The organism is Variovorax sp. J22P240 (assembly GCF_030316855.1).
Classification (GTDB): Bacteria; Pseudomonadota; Gammaproteobacteria; order Burkholderiales; family Burkholderiaceae_C; genus Variovorax.
In genome coordinates this window covers 182,210-196,601 of the sequence record NZ_JASZYR010000002.1, presented here as the reverse complement: position 1 = coordinate 196,601, position 14,392 = coordinate 182,210, and the positions used below count along the sequence as shown (strand labels likewise).

At 65.6% G+C, this 14,392-nt stretch carries 18 protein-coding genes; 7 read left to right on the top strand and 11 right to left on the bottom strand.

The window, feature by feature from the left end:
• Positions 1 to 22: 22 nt before the first annotated feature.
• The 6 genes from QTI24_RS07840 to rpsP form a co-directional block, all read right to left on the bottom strand.
• The gene (locus QTI24_RS07840) at positions 23 to 1,024 is read right to left on the bottom strand and encodes a CobD/CbiB family protein (RefSeq protein WP_286599559.1); all 1,002 of its coding nucleotides are present in this window, start codon (positions 1,022 to 1,024) and stop codon (positions 23 to 25) included.
• Positions 1,025 to 1,124: 100 nt separating this feature from the next.
• Positions 1,125 to 1,841 (bottom strand): CoA pyrophosphatase, encoded by a 717-nt coding sequence (locus tag QTI24_RS07835; RefSeq protein WP_286599557.1) that lies wholly within the window; start codon positions 1,839 to 1,841, stop codon positions 1,125 to 1,127.
• 169 nt (positions 1,842 to 2,010) lie between these two features.
• Positions 2,011 to 2,394: a 50S ribosomal protein L19 gene (rplS, locus tag QTI24_RS07830; protein ID WP_286599556.1), complete on the bottom strand. Its 384-nt coding sequence runs from the start codon at positions 2,392 to 2,394 to the stop codon at positions 2,011 to 2,013.
• Between the two features lie 101 nt (positions 2,395 to 2,495).
• Positions 2,496 to 3,242 (bottom strand): tRNA (guanosine(37)-N1)-methyltransferase TrmD, encoded by a 747-nt coding sequence (trmD, locus tag QTI24_RS07825; RefSeq protein ID WP_286599555.1) that lies wholly within the window; start codon positions 3,240 to 3,242, stop codon positions 2,496 to 2,498.
• 23 nt (positions 3,243 to 3,265) lie between these two features.
• Positions 3,266 to 3,820 carry a ribosome maturation factor RimM gene (gene rimM / locus QTI24_RS07820; RefSeq protein ID WP_286599554.1) on the bottom strand — a complete coding sequence of 185 codons (555 nt, stop codon included), beginning with the start codon at positions 3,818 to 3,820 and terminating at the stop codon, positions 3,266 to 3,268.
• A gap of 15 nt (positions 3,821 to 3,835) precedes the next feature.
• On the bottom strand, positions 3,836 to 4,099 hold the full coding sequence (gene rpsP, locus QTI24_RS07815; protein ID WP_028248676.1) for a 30S ribosomal protein S16: 264 nt from the start codon (positions 4,097 to 4,099) through the stop codon (positions 3,836 to 3,838).
• 165 nt (positions 4,100 to 4,264) lie between these two features.
• On the opposite strand from rpsP, the gene QTI24_RS07810 reads away from it, so the two are divergent.
• Together QTI24_RS07810 and QTI24_RS07805 are read left to right on the top strand one after the other, a co-directional pair.
• Entirely contained in the window at positions 4,265 to 4,786 is a 522-nt protein-coding gene (locus tag QTI24_RS07810) for a GNAT family N-acetyltransferase (RefSeq protein ID WP_286599553.1), read from the top strand.
• The gene (locus QTI24_RS07805) at positions 4,783 to 5,235 is read left to right on the top strand and encodes a TM2 domain-containing protein (protein WP_286599552.1); all 453 of its coding nucleotides are present in this window, start codon (positions 4,783 to 4,785) and stop codon (positions 5,233 to 5,235) included. The genes QTI24_RS07810 and QTI24_RS07805 overlap by 4 nt, the downstream gene beginning before the upstream one ends.
• 7 nt (positions 5,236 to 5,242) lie before the next feature.
• Here QTI24_RS07805 and QTI24_RS07800 read toward each other — a convergent pair whose 3' ends face one another.
• The 5 genes from QTI24_RS07800 to hda form a co-directional block, all read right to left on the bottom strand.
• On the bottom strand, positions 5,243 to 6,253 hold the full coding sequence (locus QTI24_RS07800) for an inorganic phosphate transporter (protein WP_286599551.1): 1,011 nt from the start codon (positions 6,251 to 6,253) through the stop codon (positions 5,243 to 5,245).
• A 13-nt stretch (positions 6,254 to 6,266) separates the two neighbouring features.
• Positions 6,267 to 6,911 carry a DUF47 domain-containing protein gene (locus QTI24_RS07795; RefSeq protein WP_028248672.1) on the bottom strand — a complete coding sequence of 215 codons (645 nt, stop codon included), beginning with the start codon at positions 6,909 to 6,911 and terminating at the stop codon, positions 6,267 to 6,269.
• A gap of 94 nt (positions 6,912 to 7,005) precedes the next feature.
• Positions 7,006 to 7,464 (bottom strand): 2-amino-4-hydroxy-6-hydroxymethyldihydropteridine diphosphokinase, encoded by a 459-nt coding sequence (gene folK, locus QTI24_RS07790; protein ID WP_286599550.1) that lies wholly within the window; start codon positions 7,462 to 7,464, stop codon positions 7,006 to 7,008.
• Positions 7,461 to 9,053 (bottom strand): polynucleotide adenylyltransferase PcnB, encoded by a 1,593-nt coding sequence (pcnB, locus tag QTI24_RS07785; protein ID WP_286599549.1) that lies wholly within the window; start codon positions 9,051 to 9,053, stop codon positions 7,461 to 7,463. The genes folK and pcnB overlap by 4 nt, the downstream gene beginning before the upstream one ends.
• Before the next feature lie 30 nt (positions 9,054 to 9,083).
• Positions 9,084 to 9,770: a DnaA regulatory inactivator Hda gene (gene hda / locus QTI24_RS07780; RefSeq protein WP_286599548.1), complete on the bottom strand. Its 687-nt coding sequence runs from the start codon at positions 9,768 to 9,770 to the stop codon at positions 9,084 to 9,086.
• Positions 9,771 to 9,967: 197 nt separating this feature from the next.
• On the opposite strand from hda, the gene purM reads away from it, so the two are divergent.
• From purM to QTI24_RS07755, 5 genes are all read left to right on the top strand, one after another.
• Positions 9,968 to 11,008, top strand: a complete 1,041-nt coding sequence (purM, locus tag QTI24_RS07775) for a phosphoribosylformylglycinamidine cyclo-ligase (protein WP_286599547.1) — start codon at positions 9,968 to 9,970, stop codon at positions 11,006 to 11,008.
• 95 nt (positions 11,009 to 11,103) lie between these two features.
• Complete coding sequence (locus QTI24_RS07770; RefSeq protein WP_503011235.1) at positions 11,104 to 12,081, top strand: AI-2E family transporter; 978 nt, start codon at positions 11,104 to 11,106, stop codon at positions 12,079 to 12,081.
• 113 nt (positions 12,082 to 12,194) lie between these two features.
• The gene (locus QTI24_RS07765; RefSeq protein ID WP_286599545.1) at positions 12,195 to 12,773 is read left to right on the top strand and encodes an isochorismatase family protein; all 579 of its coding nucleotides are present in this window, start codon (positions 12,195 to 12,197) and stop codon (positions 12,771 to 12,773) included.
• Positions 12,770 to 13,381, top strand: a complete 612-nt coding sequence (locus QTI24_RS07760; protein WP_286599544.1) for a DJ-1/PfpI family protein — start codon at positions 12,770 to 12,772, stop codon at positions 13,379 to 13,381. The genes QTI24_RS07765 and QTI24_RS07760 overlap by 4 nt, the downstream gene beginning before the upstream one ends.
• Entirely contained in the window at positions 13,363 to 14,373 is a 1,011-nt protein-coding gene (locus tag QTI24_RS07755; RefSeq protein ID WP_286599543.1) for a GlxA family transcriptional regulator, read from the top strand. The genes QTI24_RS07760 and QTI24_RS07755 overlap by 19 nt, the downstream gene beginning before the upstream one ends.
• Positions 14,374 to 14,392: the final 19 nt, after the last annotated feature.

The window sequence follows — 14,392 nt, the reverse complement described above, 5'->3', positions numbered from 1 at the left end:
CGTCTGAACCCTGACAGGCCGCTCAGCCCAGCAATCGCGCCAGAGTGAGGAGAGCGAGCAACACCATCCACATCACGACCGACCGCCAGACCAGGCCCACAACGCTGCGCAGGTGCGCAGGTTCGGGCTCGCGTCCCGGCGTGCTGCCGCTGTCGGAACCGCGTCCATCCACGAACGATTCACCGGCCTGTGCGCGCGGCAACGGATCGGTGATCGGCATCACGCTCAGCGCGCCGCCTCCGAGCCTGACGTTCACCGCACCGGAAGTCGCCGCGAGGATCACGCCGTCGTTCTCGTTGGGAAAGCGCCGCGCATCATTGCGCCAGCAATCGATCGCCTCTTCGAAGCTGCCGACCACGGCGAAGCCCAATGCGGTGATGCGCGCGGGCAGCCAGTCGATCACGCCCCACGCACGGTCCGCCGCTTGCTGCACCCAGATGCTGGACGGCTGCGTCGACGCGCCGTTCTTGTGCGCCCAATAGCGCGATACGAATTCGCTCATGCGGTAGAACACCGCGCCCGCAGGCCCGAGACCGATGGCTGCAAGAATCGAAAACCATGCGAGCACGCCAAAGACGTGCCGATGCGCCGCGATCACCGAGTGCTCGATCACATGCCGCACGATCTCGCTGCGTGGCAGGTTGGCTGCGTCGACATGCTGCCAATGCGCGAGCAGCGAACGCGCGAGCGCTTCGTCGCCCTCGTCGAGCGCGTCTCGAATGCCGGTGAAATGATGACTGAACTGGCGAAAGCCCAGCGTGACGTAGAGGATGGCGATGCTCCACAGCACCGCGAAAGGCAGTCCGAGCGTGAGGATCAGGAGCCAATGCACGGCCAGCGCAAGCACGGTCGGCACGAACACCGCCAGCGACCAGGCCACCCAGCCATGGTTCGGCTTGCCGGCGTCGAAGTTGCGGCTGGTCCAACGCGTCCAGGCGAGCACGCCGCCGTACACCGGGTTGTGATACGCAAGCGGACGCACCTGCTCGATCAGCAACGCGCACAGGATGGCAAAGAAGCTCATCAAAGGATTCTAGAACCGCCGGATTGACTCATTTCGCGCTGCGTCTTGGGCAAAACCCGCGGCCGCCTAGTTGAACCCGCGGACCAAGGAGAGGGACCGGTCAAGCGCTCAGAAAGCGGTAGAGGTTGCGCAGCATGCCCGCCGTCGCTCCCCAGACGTAGCGTTCGTGGGGACCGTCCTGGTAGGGCATGGACAGCCATTCGCGCGACATCTGGTCGTCGTCGACCAATGAGTGGCGACGATGGTTCGCCGGGTTCATCAGGAAACCGAAAGGCACTTCGAAGGCTTCCGCGACCTCGTGGGGGTTGATCGAGAGTTCGAAATCCGGCCGCACGAGCGCCACGACCGGCGTCACGATGAACGAGGTGACGGTCGTGTACGTCGGCAGGCTGCCGAGCACTTCGATGTACTGCGCCGACAGGCCGACCTCTTCCCAGGCCTCCCGCAGTGCGGCGGCGGCGATATTGGCGTCTTCGGGGTCCACGCGTCCGCCGGGAAAGGCCACCTGGCCTGAATGCGTCGACAGGTTCGTGGTGCGCTCGGTCAGCAGGACGGTAGGCTCGTCCCGCATCACGATTGGGATGAGCACGGCAGCTTGCGCGGGCGGCCGGTCGAACATTCGCGGCTCGCGCCGCATCTCGGGTGTCCACGCGGGGGGCGTGGCGAACCGCGAACGCAGGGCGCGGGCGCTGAGGCGATCGTGGGGGACTGCCGGCAGGTCAATGTCGATTCCGCTCACCGGCACTTCACGCGGATCGAAGGACTGCAACACCGGGGGGATGACGGCATTGATGGTTTCGACGGGAGAAGCGCGCATGGACGATGAGAGGATAGTCAAGAAAATACTTACTGAGTTAAACGATGCAAGGACCGCGCACGGATGACACGCAGCCCTAAAACTAAATCACGATCGCCTCACTGCGTGGAGGCACCAATGCAAAAAGCCGCCTCGAACGGCGGCTTTTTGCGCGACAAGCGGATGCTGCTTATTGAGCGGCCGACGCTGCCGACGACTTGCCCGGCAGCTTTTCCTTGATGCGAGCCGAACGGCCGCTGCGCTCGCGGAGGTAGTACAGCTTGGCGCGGCGCACATCGCCACGGCGCTTGACTTCGATGCTGGCGATCAGCGGGCTGTAGGTCTGGAACGTGCGTTCCACGCCTTCACCACTGGAGATCTTGCGCACCGTGAAGCCGCTGTTGAGGCCGCGATTGCGCTTGGCGATCACGACGCCTTCGTAAGCCTGCACGCGCTTGCGGTTGCCTTCGACGACTTTCACGCTGACGATCACCGTGTCACCGGGCATGAAATCGGGGATGGTCTTGCCGAGGCGGGCGATTTCTTCCTGCTCGAGGGTCTGGATGAGGTTCATGGTTTCCTGATGTTCGATCGTGTCCACGCTACACAAAAGGCGCCTTGCTCAACAATGGTCGAATGCCGGCGCGGCTGGGCAGAGGATCGGGGAACCGAGGATTATAGCTTTTTTTGAAGCGTCTTCTCGTCCGCCGCACTCAGCCGGCCTGCACTTCGGGCCGCGTCGATGAGGTCGGGGCGCCTGTCACGGGTGATGAGCAGTCGCTGGTCGCGGCGCCAGCGTTCGATCTGGACGTGGTGGCCCGACATCAAGGCAGGGGGGACGCCCTCGGCGCGCCATTGCTCGGGACGCGTGTAGTGGGGACAGTCGAGCAGGCCGTCGAGCGCCGGATTGAAGCTGTCCTGCACATGGCTGGCTTCATCGCCCAGTACACCGGGCTGCAGCCGGGCGACAGCATCCAGCAAGGCCATCGCGGCAATTTCGCCACCTGAAAGCACAAAGTCTCCGAGGCTGATCTGGTGCGTGACTCTCGCATCGATGAAGCGCTGGTCGATGCCTTCGTAGCGGCCACAAACCAGGACTGCCCCCTCGCCGGCCGACCAGCTTTCGACCGTCTGATGCCGCAGGGTTTCGCCGATCGGGGAGAACAGCACGACCGGCGCGGAAGCGCCGCGCGCGGCCAGTGCCGCGTCGAGGCACGCCGACAACGGCTCGGCCATCATGACCATGCCAGGACCACCGCCGAAGGGTCGATCGTCGACTCGCCGGTAGTTGCCCTCGGCGAAATCACGCGGATTCCACAGGACAACCTCGACCTGCTTCGATTCGTACGCGCGACGCGTCACGCCGCTCGCGAAGAACGGCGCAAACAGCTCGGGGAACAGTGTGAGAACGTCGAAGCGCATGGAGGCGCCGAGCGGGCCCGGGTCTAGTAGTCGGGCTGCCAGTCGACCGTGATCAGCCGACCTGCCAGATCGACCTTGTCGACGAAGGCCGAGACGAAAGGAACCATGCGCTCGACCGGCTTGCCGCTTTCTTCGGCGTCAAGCACCAGCGTCGTCTGCGGGCCGGAGGCAAGCAATTCGCGTACGGTGCCGAGCGCAACGCCTTCGCGGTTCACGACCGCGAGGCCGATCAGGTCGACCCAGTAGTACTCGTCATCACCGGCCGTCGGAAAGCTCGACCGGGGCACGAAGACCCGCGCACCGCGAAGTGCCTCGGCCGCATTGCGGTCCGGCACGTCCTCGGACGAGGCGACGATGCAGTCGGAATGTTCCTTGGCCTCGCGGATGGCGAGCTTGAACGCGCGGCCCGTTGCTGCACCCGGAGGCTGCAAGAACCAGCGCTTGGAAGAAAAAAGTGCCTCAGGCTGGGCGCTGTGGGGCAAGACCTTGAACCAGCCCTTGATGCCCCAGGCGTCGGCGATGCGCGCCACTTCGATCGCATCCGCCGGCAATTCGGCGGTTTCGAGGGTGGGCAGCATCGCCGGGCCGGCGGCTTAGGCAGCCGCCTTGGGGGCGGCAGCCGCGGCCTGCTTGATCAGGCGGGTCACTGTCGGGGAAGCTTGCGCGCCAACGCTCTTCCAGTAGGTCAGGCGATCCTGCGCAATGCGGATGCTTTCTTCATTTTCCTTGGCGGTCGGGTTGTAGAAACCCAGGCGCTCGATGAAACGGCCATCGCGGCGAACGCGCTTGTCCGACACGACGATGTTGAAAAACGGACGGCCTTTGGAACCGCCGCGGGAGAGTCGAATGACGACCATGATTTATCCTTCGGGTGGTGCAGCAAACCCGAATAGGTTCGCCCACAGTGTTCTTCCAGCGTCGAGACACGCGACATGGCCACCCGGCCAGCGACACGCTGAAAAGCCCACGATTATAGCCCGCACTCCATTTTTCTCATCCTTGGCCTCGCCAAGCGCTCCCGAATGACCCTCATCCGACCCAGCCGCGACGAAGACGTCGCAGCCATCACCGCCATCTACGCCCACCATGTGCTGCACGGCACGGGCACCTTCGAAACCGAACCACCGACCGCCGGCGACATAGCCACCCGCCGGGCCGACGTCCTCTCAAAGAAGCTCCCCTACCTCGTCGCAGAGCGTGAGGGCGAACTTCTCGGCTTCGCCTACTGCAACTGGTTCAAGCCGCGTCCCGCCTATCGCTTCTCGGCGGAAGACTCGATCTACCTCGCCGAGAACGCGCGCGGACAGGGCCTCGGTGCCAAGCTGCTGGCCGCACTTGCCCAGGCCGCCGAGACCGTCGGCGTGCGCAAGCTGATCGCGGTGATCGGCGATTCCGCCAACGCGGGTTCCATCGGCGTGCACCGCGCCCAAGGCTTCAGCCACGTGGGCGTACTCAAGGACTGCGGATGGAAGTTCGGCGAGTGGCGCGACGTCGTGCTGATGGAAAAGGTACTGGGCGAAGGCAGTTCGACCAAGCCCGAATGAAGAACAAGACCGTGGCCGCATGGCTGGCCTTCCTGGGCGGCCCGTTGGGTCTGCACTGCTTCTATCTTCGCGGCCTTTCCAACACCCTCGGCTGGTTGCTCCCGATCCCGACCGCCCTTGGCCTGTACGGCATCGAGCGCGTGCGGCTCCACGGCCTTGACGATGGATTGAGTTGGGCGCTAATCCCGCTGCTCGGCTTCACCATCTCCGGCTGCGCGCTCACCGCCATCGTCTACGGATTGATGTCACCGGAAAAGTGGAACGCCCGCTACAACGCGGGACTTGCCGACGCCGAGGCCACCACGGCCGGCAACACGACCTGGCTGACCATCGGTGCGGTCGTCCTGGCGCTGTTCTTCGGCAGCACCATCCTCATGGCCAGCCTGGCATTCAGCTTCCAGCGCTACTTCGAACACGAAATCGAAGCAGGTCGGAAGATTTCCCAGTAAAGCCGAGCTAGAAAACCTGAATGCCGATCCAGTAGGCGATCGCGGCAACGAAGGCCGACGCGGGGATCGTGAAGATCCAGGCCCACACGATGTTGCCGGCGACGCCCCAGCGCACCGCACTCGCGCGCTGTGCCGAGCCCACCCCGACGATGGCGCCCGTGATCGTGTGCGTCGTCGACACCGGGATGCCGAGCGCCGTCGCGAGGAACAGCGTCAACGCCCCACCGGTTTCTGCGCAGAAGCCGCCGACGGGCTTGAGCTTCGTGATCTTCTGCCCCATCGTCTTGACGATGCGCCAGCCCCCGAACATGGTGCCGAGCGCGATGGCGGTATAGCAGCTCACGATCGTCCACATCGGCGGCGCATCCGCATCGGCGGCAGCGTAGCCGGTGGCGATCAGCAACATCCAGATGATGCCGATGGTCTTCTGCGCGTCATTGCCGCCGTGACCCAAGCTATAGGCGCCGGCCGAGACCAGTTGCAGCCTCCGGAACCATCGATCCACTCGCGACGGTGTGGAACGCCTGAACGTCCAGGCGACCACGACCATCATCAGCGAACCCAGCAGGAAGCCGAGCAACGGCGACACGAAGATGAATGCCACCGTCTTCCAGATGCCCGAGGCAATCAGCGAGCCTGAGCCCGCCTTGGCGATCACTGCACCCACGATGCCGCCGATCAGCGCGTGCGACGAACTGCTCGGAATACCGTAATACCAGGTCACGAGGTTCCAACTGATGGCACCCACCAGCGCGCCGAAGACGACGTGCACGTCCACGATGCCGGGCTGCACGATCCCCTTGCCGATCGTCGCCGCCACGCTCAGGTGAAACACGAAGATCGCGATCAGGTTGAAGAAAGCCGCAAAGACGACCGCCTGGCCGGGCTTGAGAACACCGGTCGACACGACGGTGGCGATCGAATTCGCCGCGTCGTGAAATCCGTTCATGAAGTCGAAGGCGATGGCCAGCGCGACCAGCACTACTACCACCCAAAGGGCGACCTGAACCGTTTCCATTCGCGGCCCGCGGTCAGGAGTTCTCGAGGACGATGCCCTCGATCACGTTGGCGACGTCTTCGCACTTGTCGGTGATCGTTTCGAGCAGCTCGTAGATGGCCTTGAGCTTGATGACCTCGCGCACGTCCGGCTCTTCGCGGAACAGCTTGCTCATGGCGCTGCGCATCACGCGGTCCGCATCGGATTCGAGCCGGTCGATCTCTTCGCAGGTCTTGAGCGTGGCCTCGGCCGTCGCCGGATCGGTGATCTTGCCGAGGAACTTGACGGCGTCCTTCACCCGTTCGCAGCACTTCACGCTGAGCATGGTGAGGCGCGTGATTTCCTCGGTCATGTGGCGCACGTCGTAGAGCGCCATGGTTTCCGCCGAATCCTGGATCAGGTCGGCGACGTCGTCCATCGTGTTGATCAGCTTGTGGATCTGCTCACGATCGATCGGCGTGATGAAAGTCTTGTGGATCAGCCGGTTGACGTCATGCGTCACGCGATCGGCCGCACGCTCCGCGTTGTCGACGTCGCGGTTGTACTGCTCGCGCAGGTGCAGATCGTTGTAGTTGGCGACCAGATGTTCGAAGGCGCGCGCGGCTTCGACGATTCGGTCGGCGTGCTGATTGAACATCTCGAAAAAATTCCCCTCGCGGGGCAGCAGCTTGCCGAACATGGCGCTCTCCTGGGTTCGCGGTGGTCACAGCGCAGACGTGTGACACCTTCGTGAAAAACCGCGCAAGTGTAATGGGCGGGCCTGAACGAGGCTCTCAGAGCCGCTCGATCCGTTGGTCGGCCACGTGAGCGATCTGCTCGCTCGTGACTTGGTCCGGCGCGATTTCAGCGAGTGGCAAGAGGACGAACGCCCGTTCGTTCATGCGCGCATGCGGAAGCGTCAGAGTTTGGGTTTCGATCACGGCATCGCCATGGCGCAACAGGTCGAGATCGAGCGTGCGCGGCGCGTTCCGGTACGGGCGTTCGCGACCCGCGACGGCCTCCAGGCGATGGAGTTCAGCCAGAAGCGCGTGCGGATCGAGTTCTGTCTGCAGTTCCACGACGGCGTTAATGAAATCCGGGCCCGTCGCATCGACGGGCGCAGTCCTGTAAAGCGATGAGCGCGCAGTCACGCGCGTCTTCGGCAAGCTTGCCAGGTCGGCGATGGCACGCTCCACGGTCTCGCGCGCATCGCCGAGGTTGGCGCCGATCGCGACGAAGGCCTGCGTCGTCATTCAGCGGCGACGCTGCCGGCCTCGCCCCCGCCGGTGCGCGGCTTGCGCCGGCGGCGGCGCTTGCGCGGTGCCGAGGCGACTTCTCCGTCCGGCGGCAGAGCGGCCTCGGCCTCGGCCTCGGCCTCGGGCTTGGGAGCGGCCGCTCGATGCCCGGGCGATGAATCCGCCGATGCGCGCGCCGGCACGCGTTGGCGTGTCTTCTTGTGCTGTTCGTCGCGCACCTGGTCCATCAGGTCCTGCCGGCGAACGTCGTCAGCCGTGCTGAATTCCTGCCACCACTCGGCGATCGCTTCGCCGATTTCACCGACGTCGGCGCGCAGCCGCATGAAGTCGAAGGCCGCGCGGAAGCGAGCCTGATCGACCAGGCTGTAGGGCGTGGCGCCGCTGCGCTTGTCGAATCGCGGCTGCATCATCCAGATCTCGCGCATGTCGGCCGCCAGCTTGCCGCGGCCAGAGACGTCGCCGATGCGAGCGTTGAACACGTCATCGATCGCATCCTGCAGCGCCGGAAACGGGGCCTGGGGGCGCTGGCCGTGCCGCGCTTCCATACGCTGCGCCCAGCCGTCGCGAACGTCGGCCCACAGCACGCAGGCCAGCAGGAAGCTGGGTGCCACGGGCTTGCCTTCGCCGACGCGACGGTCGGTGTCCACCAGGGCGGCGTTGACGAAGGGCTGCTCGGCGCGCTCCACCACGACATCGAGCAACGGATAGATGCCGGTCGAGAGGCCCAGCTTGCGCAGCTGCGCCACAGTGGCGACGGCGTGGCCGGTCTGCAGCAGCTTGAGCATCTCGTCGAACAGACGGCTTTGCGGCACGTCGGCCAGGAGCCGGCTCGATTCGATCAGCGGCGCAGCCGTCTTGGGTTCGAGCTTGAACCCGAGTGCCGCCAGCTTGGCCGAGAAGCGGATCGCGCGGATGATGCGCACCGGATCCTCGCGATAGCGCGTGATCGGATCGCCGATCATGCGCAGTGTGAGCTTCTTCGCGTCCTTGATGCCGTTGTGATAGTCGACCACGATCTGGCTCGCCGGGTCGTAGTACATCGCGTTGACGGTGAAGTCGCGCCGCGCCGCGTCTTCTTCCTGCGGACCCCAGACGTTGTCGCGCAGCACGCGGCCGCTCGCATCGACGGCGTGCTTCATGCCGGCGAGTTCGCCCTTGCTGGTGCGTTCGTTGCCGGCCACCTGCTCGGCGCCCGCGCTGTCCATGTAAGCGCGGAAGGTCGAGACCTCGATCACTTCATGGTCGCGCCCACGCCCGTACACCACATGGACGATGCGAAAGCGCCGGCCGATGATGAAGGCACGGCGGAACAGGCTCTTCACCTGTTCGGGCGTGGCGTTGGTCGCGACGTCGAAATCCTTCGGCCGCAGGCCCAGCAGCAGGTCGCGCACCGCGCCGCCGACCACATAGGCCTCGAAACCGGCCCCCTGCAAGGTCGTGACCACGTTCTTCGCGCGCTCATCGACCAGTGCCGGATCGATGCCGTGCACCGACGCGGCGACCTCCTGGCGTTTGCCGAAGCGGGCCTTGCCGAGCGAAGCATCACCGGATTTGCCGAGGAGTTTGTCGATGAATTTCTTGATCATTGGGAGGAAGGGTTCGGCGCGCAGGGCACCTTATTCATTTTCGAGCATCGACCGGATCAGCGGGATGGTGATCGCGCGCTGCGTCTGCAAGGCGTAGCCGTCGAGCTGCGTGAGCAGTTCCATCAGGCTTCCGAGGTCGCGGCTGAATCGATGCAGCATGTAGTCGAGCACATCGTCCGACAGCATCAGGCCGCGGGTGTCCGCAGCTTGACGCAGGACCGCGCGTCGCTCGGTCTCGCTCAGCACCTGCAAGTGGAACACATGTCCCCAGCCGAGGCGCGTGCGAAGATCCTCGCGCAACTTCAGATCGGCCGGAGGCACGGCACCGGCTGCGACGACGCCGCGCTGAAGGCTCTGGGCGTTGACGAACCAGTTGAAGGCCGCGTGCTGCTGGACGGCGGTGAAGAGATGCACGTCGTCGAGCAGCACGGCACCCCATCGCTCGTCGAACTCAGGCGGATTCGACAACGCCGGGCTCAGCCAGCCGATGCTGGCGCCCTGCTCGCGCAATGCGCCGCCGACGGCTTCGAGCAGATGGGACTTGCCGCAGCCGCCCTCCCCCCAGAGATAGGTCGGCACCGGCGAATGGAGCGTGGGCGCGCGCGCATCGCCCACCCACAGTGTCAGGTGCCGCAGCGCCGGCTCGTTCGGCCCGGCGAAGAAGCCCGCGAGCGTCGGACCGGTCGCGAGGCCAATGTCGAGCGCAAGTTGCTTCATGCCATGACCGCTGCGAGCGGCTGAGGGGGCGCGGATGACGCGAAAGAAGGGTTCATGGGGCAGGACTGACAAGCCTGAGGGAGGGCAGCCGATGAGCGCCCTTAAAATCGTGGCGAATTCTATCGGCCCGACCGCATCGGTTGCCGGCGTCATTGTCCTCCTCCTTCCGCCCTTCCCCTCCTCCAGCCCGGCCCGCCATGAACTCCAACTCCACCACTCCGCTCAGCTACAAGGATGCGGGCGTCGACATCGACGCCGGCGACGCGCTGGTCGACCGGATCAAGCCCCTCGCCAAGAAGACGATGCGCGAGGGCGTGCTGGCCGGCATCGGCGGCTTCGGCGCCCTGTTCGAAGTGCCCAAGCGCTACAAGGAACCAGTCCTGGTGAGCGGCACCGACGGCGTGGGCACCAAGCTCAAGCTCGCATTCGAATGGAACATGCATGACACCGTGGGCATCGACCTGGTGGCCATGAGCGTGAACGACGTGCTGGTGCAGGGCGCCGAACCGCTCTTCTTCCTTGACTACTTCGCCTGCGGCAAGCTCGACGTGGACACGGCCGCGGCCGTGGTCGGCGGCATCGCCCGGGGCTGCGAGCTCAGCGGCTGCGCACTGATCGGCGGCGAGACGGCCGAAATGCCAGGCATGTACCCAGCGGGCGAGTACGACCTGGCGGGCTTCGCCGTGGGCGCGGTCGAGAAATCGTTGATCCTGACCGGGCAGAACGTCAAGCCCGGCGACGTGGTGCTGGGCCTGGCCTCGGCCGGCGTGCACTCCAATGGATTCAGCCTGGTGCGCAAGGTGATCGAGCGCGCAGGCGACGCCCTGCCCCCGACGCTGGACGGCAAGCCCTTCCGCGAAGCCGTGATGGCGCCGACGCGCCTCTACGTGAAGCCGGTGCTCGCCGCGCTCGCCAAGCACCCTATCAAGGCCCTGGCCCACATCACCGGCGGCGGCCTGCTCGAGAACATCCCGCGCGTGCTGCCCGAGGGAACGGCAGCCCACCTGCGCAAAGGCAGCTGGCCGCAGACCGAACTCTTCGCCTGGCTGCAGAAGGTTGCCGGCATCGACGACATCGAGATGAACCGCACCTTCAACAATGGCATCGGTATGGTGGTGGTCATCGACGCGGCCGAAGCCGCCGCCTGCGCAGCCACGCTGCGCGCGGCCGGCGAGACAGTGCACGAGATCGGCGTCATCGCCGAGCGCGGGTCCGGCGCACCAGTCGTCGTCGCCTGAACAGCTTGCGCCGAGTGAGCGAGCTGACCCGCACCCCGTCGCGTTCCCTGGTCACGGCGAGCTATCTGCTCATTGCCGGGACTCTGCTCTTGATCATGTGGCAGGGCTTGCTGCCGGGACTGCTGTGCGTGTGCATCGGATTTCTCGGCACACGCTGGATCGCCCGGGTGCTGCATTCGGGCCTCCGCCGATCGCGAAAGATCAGCGCGAACGATCCGGCGTGGGCCATGACTCCACCGTTCCCGCGCATCACCGCGGCGACCTTCGTGATGCTGGCGCCGATCGGGCTCCTCATCCTCGGCTTTTCGGAGGCGCGCGAATTCGTGCTCAACGCTCCGGAGCAGTACCAGGAACTGCTCGACTTCGTCGCGCGGACAGTGCTCGAACTGCGCCTCAAGCTGCCCCCGGACATCGCCGCCTACCTGCCGGAAGGCTCGGCGGAGGTACAGCGGACCATCGCCGGCTTCTTGCGCGCGCAGGCCGGCTCGCTCGCACTGACAGGCCGGGCGTGGCTGGGCGGGCTGCTGTTCGCCTACGTGGGCCTGATCATCGGCGCGCTGGCCGCCATCGCCACGCAAGTCCCATCGCGCCGTCCGCTGGCCCAGCAGATCAAGGAACGCATCGTGCTGTTCGGCGAGGCCTTCGGCCAGATCGTGGCGGCTCAGTTCTGGATCGCCGCCTTCAACACCTTCCTGACGGCCATCTTCCTGCTGTTTCTGCTGCCCGCGTGGGAGATGGAACTGCCCTATACGCCGGCGCTGATCACCCTGACCTTCGTCGCCGGGTTGGTGCCGATCGTCGGCAACCTCGTGTGCAACGCGGTCATCACGCTGGTGGGGCTGTCGGTGTCGCCGATCGTCGCCCTGGCCTGCCTGGTGTTCCTGATCCTGATCCACAAGGCCGAATACCTGATCAATGCCAAGGTGGTCGGCAGCCGCACGCAGATGGCGGTGTGGGAGCTTCTGGCGGTGATGTTCGTGGCCGAAGCCGTGTTCGGCCCGGCCGGGCTGGTCGCGGCACCGCTGTTCTATGCCTACCTCAAGAAAGAATTGAAGGCAGCTGAGCTGGTTTAGGCGGAGGTCATGTCCTGAATTGATCGATTCCGGTCCGCGCCGGCTCGGACGAATCGACCTCCATGCGTGAAAATTGGGGGTATCAATCCCCCTTTCACCAGGAGTTGCGCGCCATGAAGAGCTGTCTGATAGTGATCGATGTTCAGGAGTCGTTCCGCCACCGCCCCTATTTCGACGAACGAAGCCTGCCCGCGTACCTCGGCGCCCAGAACGCGCTGATTTCGGGCTTCGCCGCCGCGGGCGCACCCATCGTCCGGATCTTCCACACCGACGGACCGGCCGTGGCGAGCAATTCCTTCGCTGTCGAATCGGGGCATGTGCGGCCGCTCGAAGGACTGGCCGGCTTCGACGCCGCAGCCACCTTCACCAAGCGCCGTCATAGCGCCCTCGTGGGCACCGGACTGGACGTCTGGCTGACCCAAAACCGCGTCGACCGCCTCGTCATCAGCGGCATCCGCACCGAGCAATGCTGCGAAACGACCGCGCGCCACGCCTCCGACCTCGGCTGGCAGGTCGACTATGTTCCCGATGCCACACTGACCTTCGACATGGTCCAGCCCGACGGCAAGCCGCTGACCGCGGCCGACATCAAGGCCCGGACGGCCACCGTACTCGATGGCCGATTCGCGAATATCTGCGGCGTGGACGAAGCGCTCACGCGCCTCGCCGAAAGGACGAAGGAAGCGGTGTGAACCCCACGCTGCGTGTTGCGATCCTCGCGTTCGACGATGTCGAGGCGCTGGATCTCGCCGGGCCTTACGAGGTCTTCACCACGGCCAGCCGCATGGCCCGGCGAGCCGCACCGGACGCACCCTCGCTCTTCGAGGTGACTTGCGTAGCGCGCAGCCTGGCGCCAGTGCGCATGCGGGCCGGGCTTTCCGTTCTGCCGAAGCATTCGTTTGCCGACGCGCCTCCCGCGGACGTCCTGATCGTGCCCGGCGGCGTGGTCGACGCCGCGATGCAATGCGCGGCCACGCTGGAGTGGATCGCAAGCGCGAGCCGCGATGCCCGCGTTACCGCATCGGTCTGCACCGGCGCCTTCCTCCTGGCGGCCAGCGGCGTGCTGCGCGACGAGCCTGTCACGACGCATTGGGAAGACATCGCGGACTTGCGAACGCGCTTCCCTTCGCTCGATGTGCGCGAAGGCGTGCGCTGGATCGACCAGGGCAGCATCGTCACATCCGCCGGCATCACCGCGGGTATCGACATGAGCCTGCATCTCGTGGCCCGACTGGCCGATGAAGCGCTGGCCCTGCGTACGGCGCGACAGATGGATTTCACATGGACGAGACCCGACTAGCTGGCAGCGCTCCCATCCGAGTCGTCTTTGCGCTGCTGCCCCACAGCCTGATCCTCGATTGGGCCGGCCCAGCGGAAGCGCTGCGCATCGCCAACCAGTTGCTGGTCGCAAGCGGGAGGCCGGCGCGCTTCGAACTCGTCTTCGCAAGCTCCCGGTCGACATCGACGAGTTCCGTCGGCGTCACGCTCGCGGAACTCCAGCCGCTGCCGTCCCAATGGAAGGGTCCGGCGTGGATCGTGCTGGTCGGCCTGCCGGGCGACACGGTGGCCATCGACAACGAGCACGCACAGACGCTGCTGCACTGGTTGCGCCGTCTGCGCCTCGAAAGCGGACGGCTGGAGCTGATCACGGTCTGTGCCGGCACCCTTCTCGCAGCCCATGCGGGCCTGCTGAGCGGACGCCGCGCGACGACGCACCACCACCACCTCGACGAACTGCAACGCGTCGACCCACGCTGCGAGGTGGTCGCCAACCGAGTCTTCGTTCTGGATCCACCGCTCTACAGCAGCGCCGGTGTCACGACGGGCATCGACCTCATGCTTCACCGCATCGCCGAAACCTGCGGCGAATCGCTCGCCGCGCGCGTAGCCCAGACCATGGTCGTCGCCATGCGACGCGGCCCCCACGACCCGGAACTGTCGCCCTTCCTGGCCTACCGCAACCACCTGCATGCCGCCCTGCACCGTGTGCAGGACGCCGTGAGCGAACAACCGCAAGCCGACTGGAACGTACCCCGCATGGCCGACGTCGCCCACACATCGCCGCGACACCTGACACGCCTCTTCGTCGAACACGCCGGCGTAGCGCCACTTGCCTACCTGCGTCGCTTGCGCCTCGCGACCGCACAACTCGCACTGCAATCCGGCGCCAACGTCACCCGCGCGGCAGACATCTCGGGCTTCGGCTCCGACACTCAACTGCGCCGAGCCTGGCGCCAGTTCGGCCTCCCCGGCTCCCCGTCAACCCACGAAAGCGCACCGATGAGAGCGTGAAACACCGCGGATCCGGCTC

Bases quoted from the DNA above. Each gene is read 5' to 3' on its own strand.
- QTI24_RS07840 (WP_286599559.1), bottom strand. From the start codon at position 1,024: ATGAGCTTCTTTGCCATCCTGTGCGCGTTGCTGATCGAGCAGGTGCGT.
- QTI24_RS07835 (WP_286599557.1), bottom strand. From the start codon at position 1,841: ATGCGCGCTTCTCCCGTCGAAACCATCAATGCCGTCATCCCCCCGGTG.
- rplS (WP_286599556.1), bottom strand. From the start codon at position 2,394: ATGAACCTCATCCAGACCCTCGAGCAGGAAGAAATCGCCCGCCTCGGC.
- trmD (WP_286599555.1), bottom strand. From the start codon at position 3,242: ATGCGCTTCGACGTTCTCACACTGTTCCCCGAGCTGTTTGCGCCGTTC.
- rimM (WP_286599554.1), bottom strand. From the start codon at position 3,820: ATGCTGCCCACCCTCGAAACCGCCGAATTGCCGGCGGATGCGATCGAA.
- rpsP (WP_028248676.1), bottom strand. From the start codon at position 4,099: ATGGTCGTCATTCGACTCTCCCGCGGCGGTTCCAAAGGCCGTCCGTTT.
- QTI24_RS07810 (WP_286599553.1), top strand. From the start codon at position 4,265: ATGACCCTCATCCGACCCAGCCGCGACGAAGACGTCGCAGCCATCACC.
- QTI24_RS07805 (WP_286599552.1), top strand. From the start codon at position 4,783: ATGAAGAACAAGACCGTGGCCGCATGGCTGGCCTTCCTGGGCGGCCCG.
- QTI24_RS07800 (WP_286599551.1), bottom strand. From the start codon at position 6,253: ATGGAAACGGTTCAGGTCGCCCTTTGGGTGGTAGTAGTGCTGGTCGCG.
- QTI24_RS07795 (WP_028248672.1), bottom strand. From the start codon at position 6,911: ATGTTCGGCAAGCTGCTGCCCCGCGAGGGGAATTTTTTCGAGATGTTC.
- folK (WP_286599550.1), bottom strand. From the start codon at position 7,464: ATGACGACGCAGGCCTTCGTCGCGATCGGCGCCAACCTCGGCGATGCG.
- pcnB (WP_286599549.1), bottom strand. From the start codon at position 9,053: ATGATCAAGAAATTCATCGACAAACTCCTCGGCAAATCCGGTGATGCT.
- hda (WP_286599548.1), bottom strand. From the start codon at position 9,770: ATGAAGCAACTTGCGCTCGACATTGGCCTCGCGACCGGTCCGACGCTC.
- purM (WP_286599547.1), top strand. From the start codon at position 9,968: ATGAACTCCAACTCCACCACTCCGCTCAGCTACAAGGATGCGGGCGTC.
- QTI24_RS07770 (WP_503011235.1), top strand. From the start codon at position 11,104: ATGTGGCAGGGCTTGCTGCCGGGACTGCTGTGCGTGTGCATCGGATTT.
- QTI24_RS07765 (WP_286599545.1), top strand. From the start codon at position 12,195: ATGAAGAGCTGTCTGATAGTGATCGATGTTCAGGAGTCGTTCCGCCAC.
- QTI24_RS07755 (WP_286599543.1), top strand. From the start codon at position 13,363: ATGGACGAGACCCGACTAGCTGGCAGCGCTCCCATCCGAGTCGTCTTT.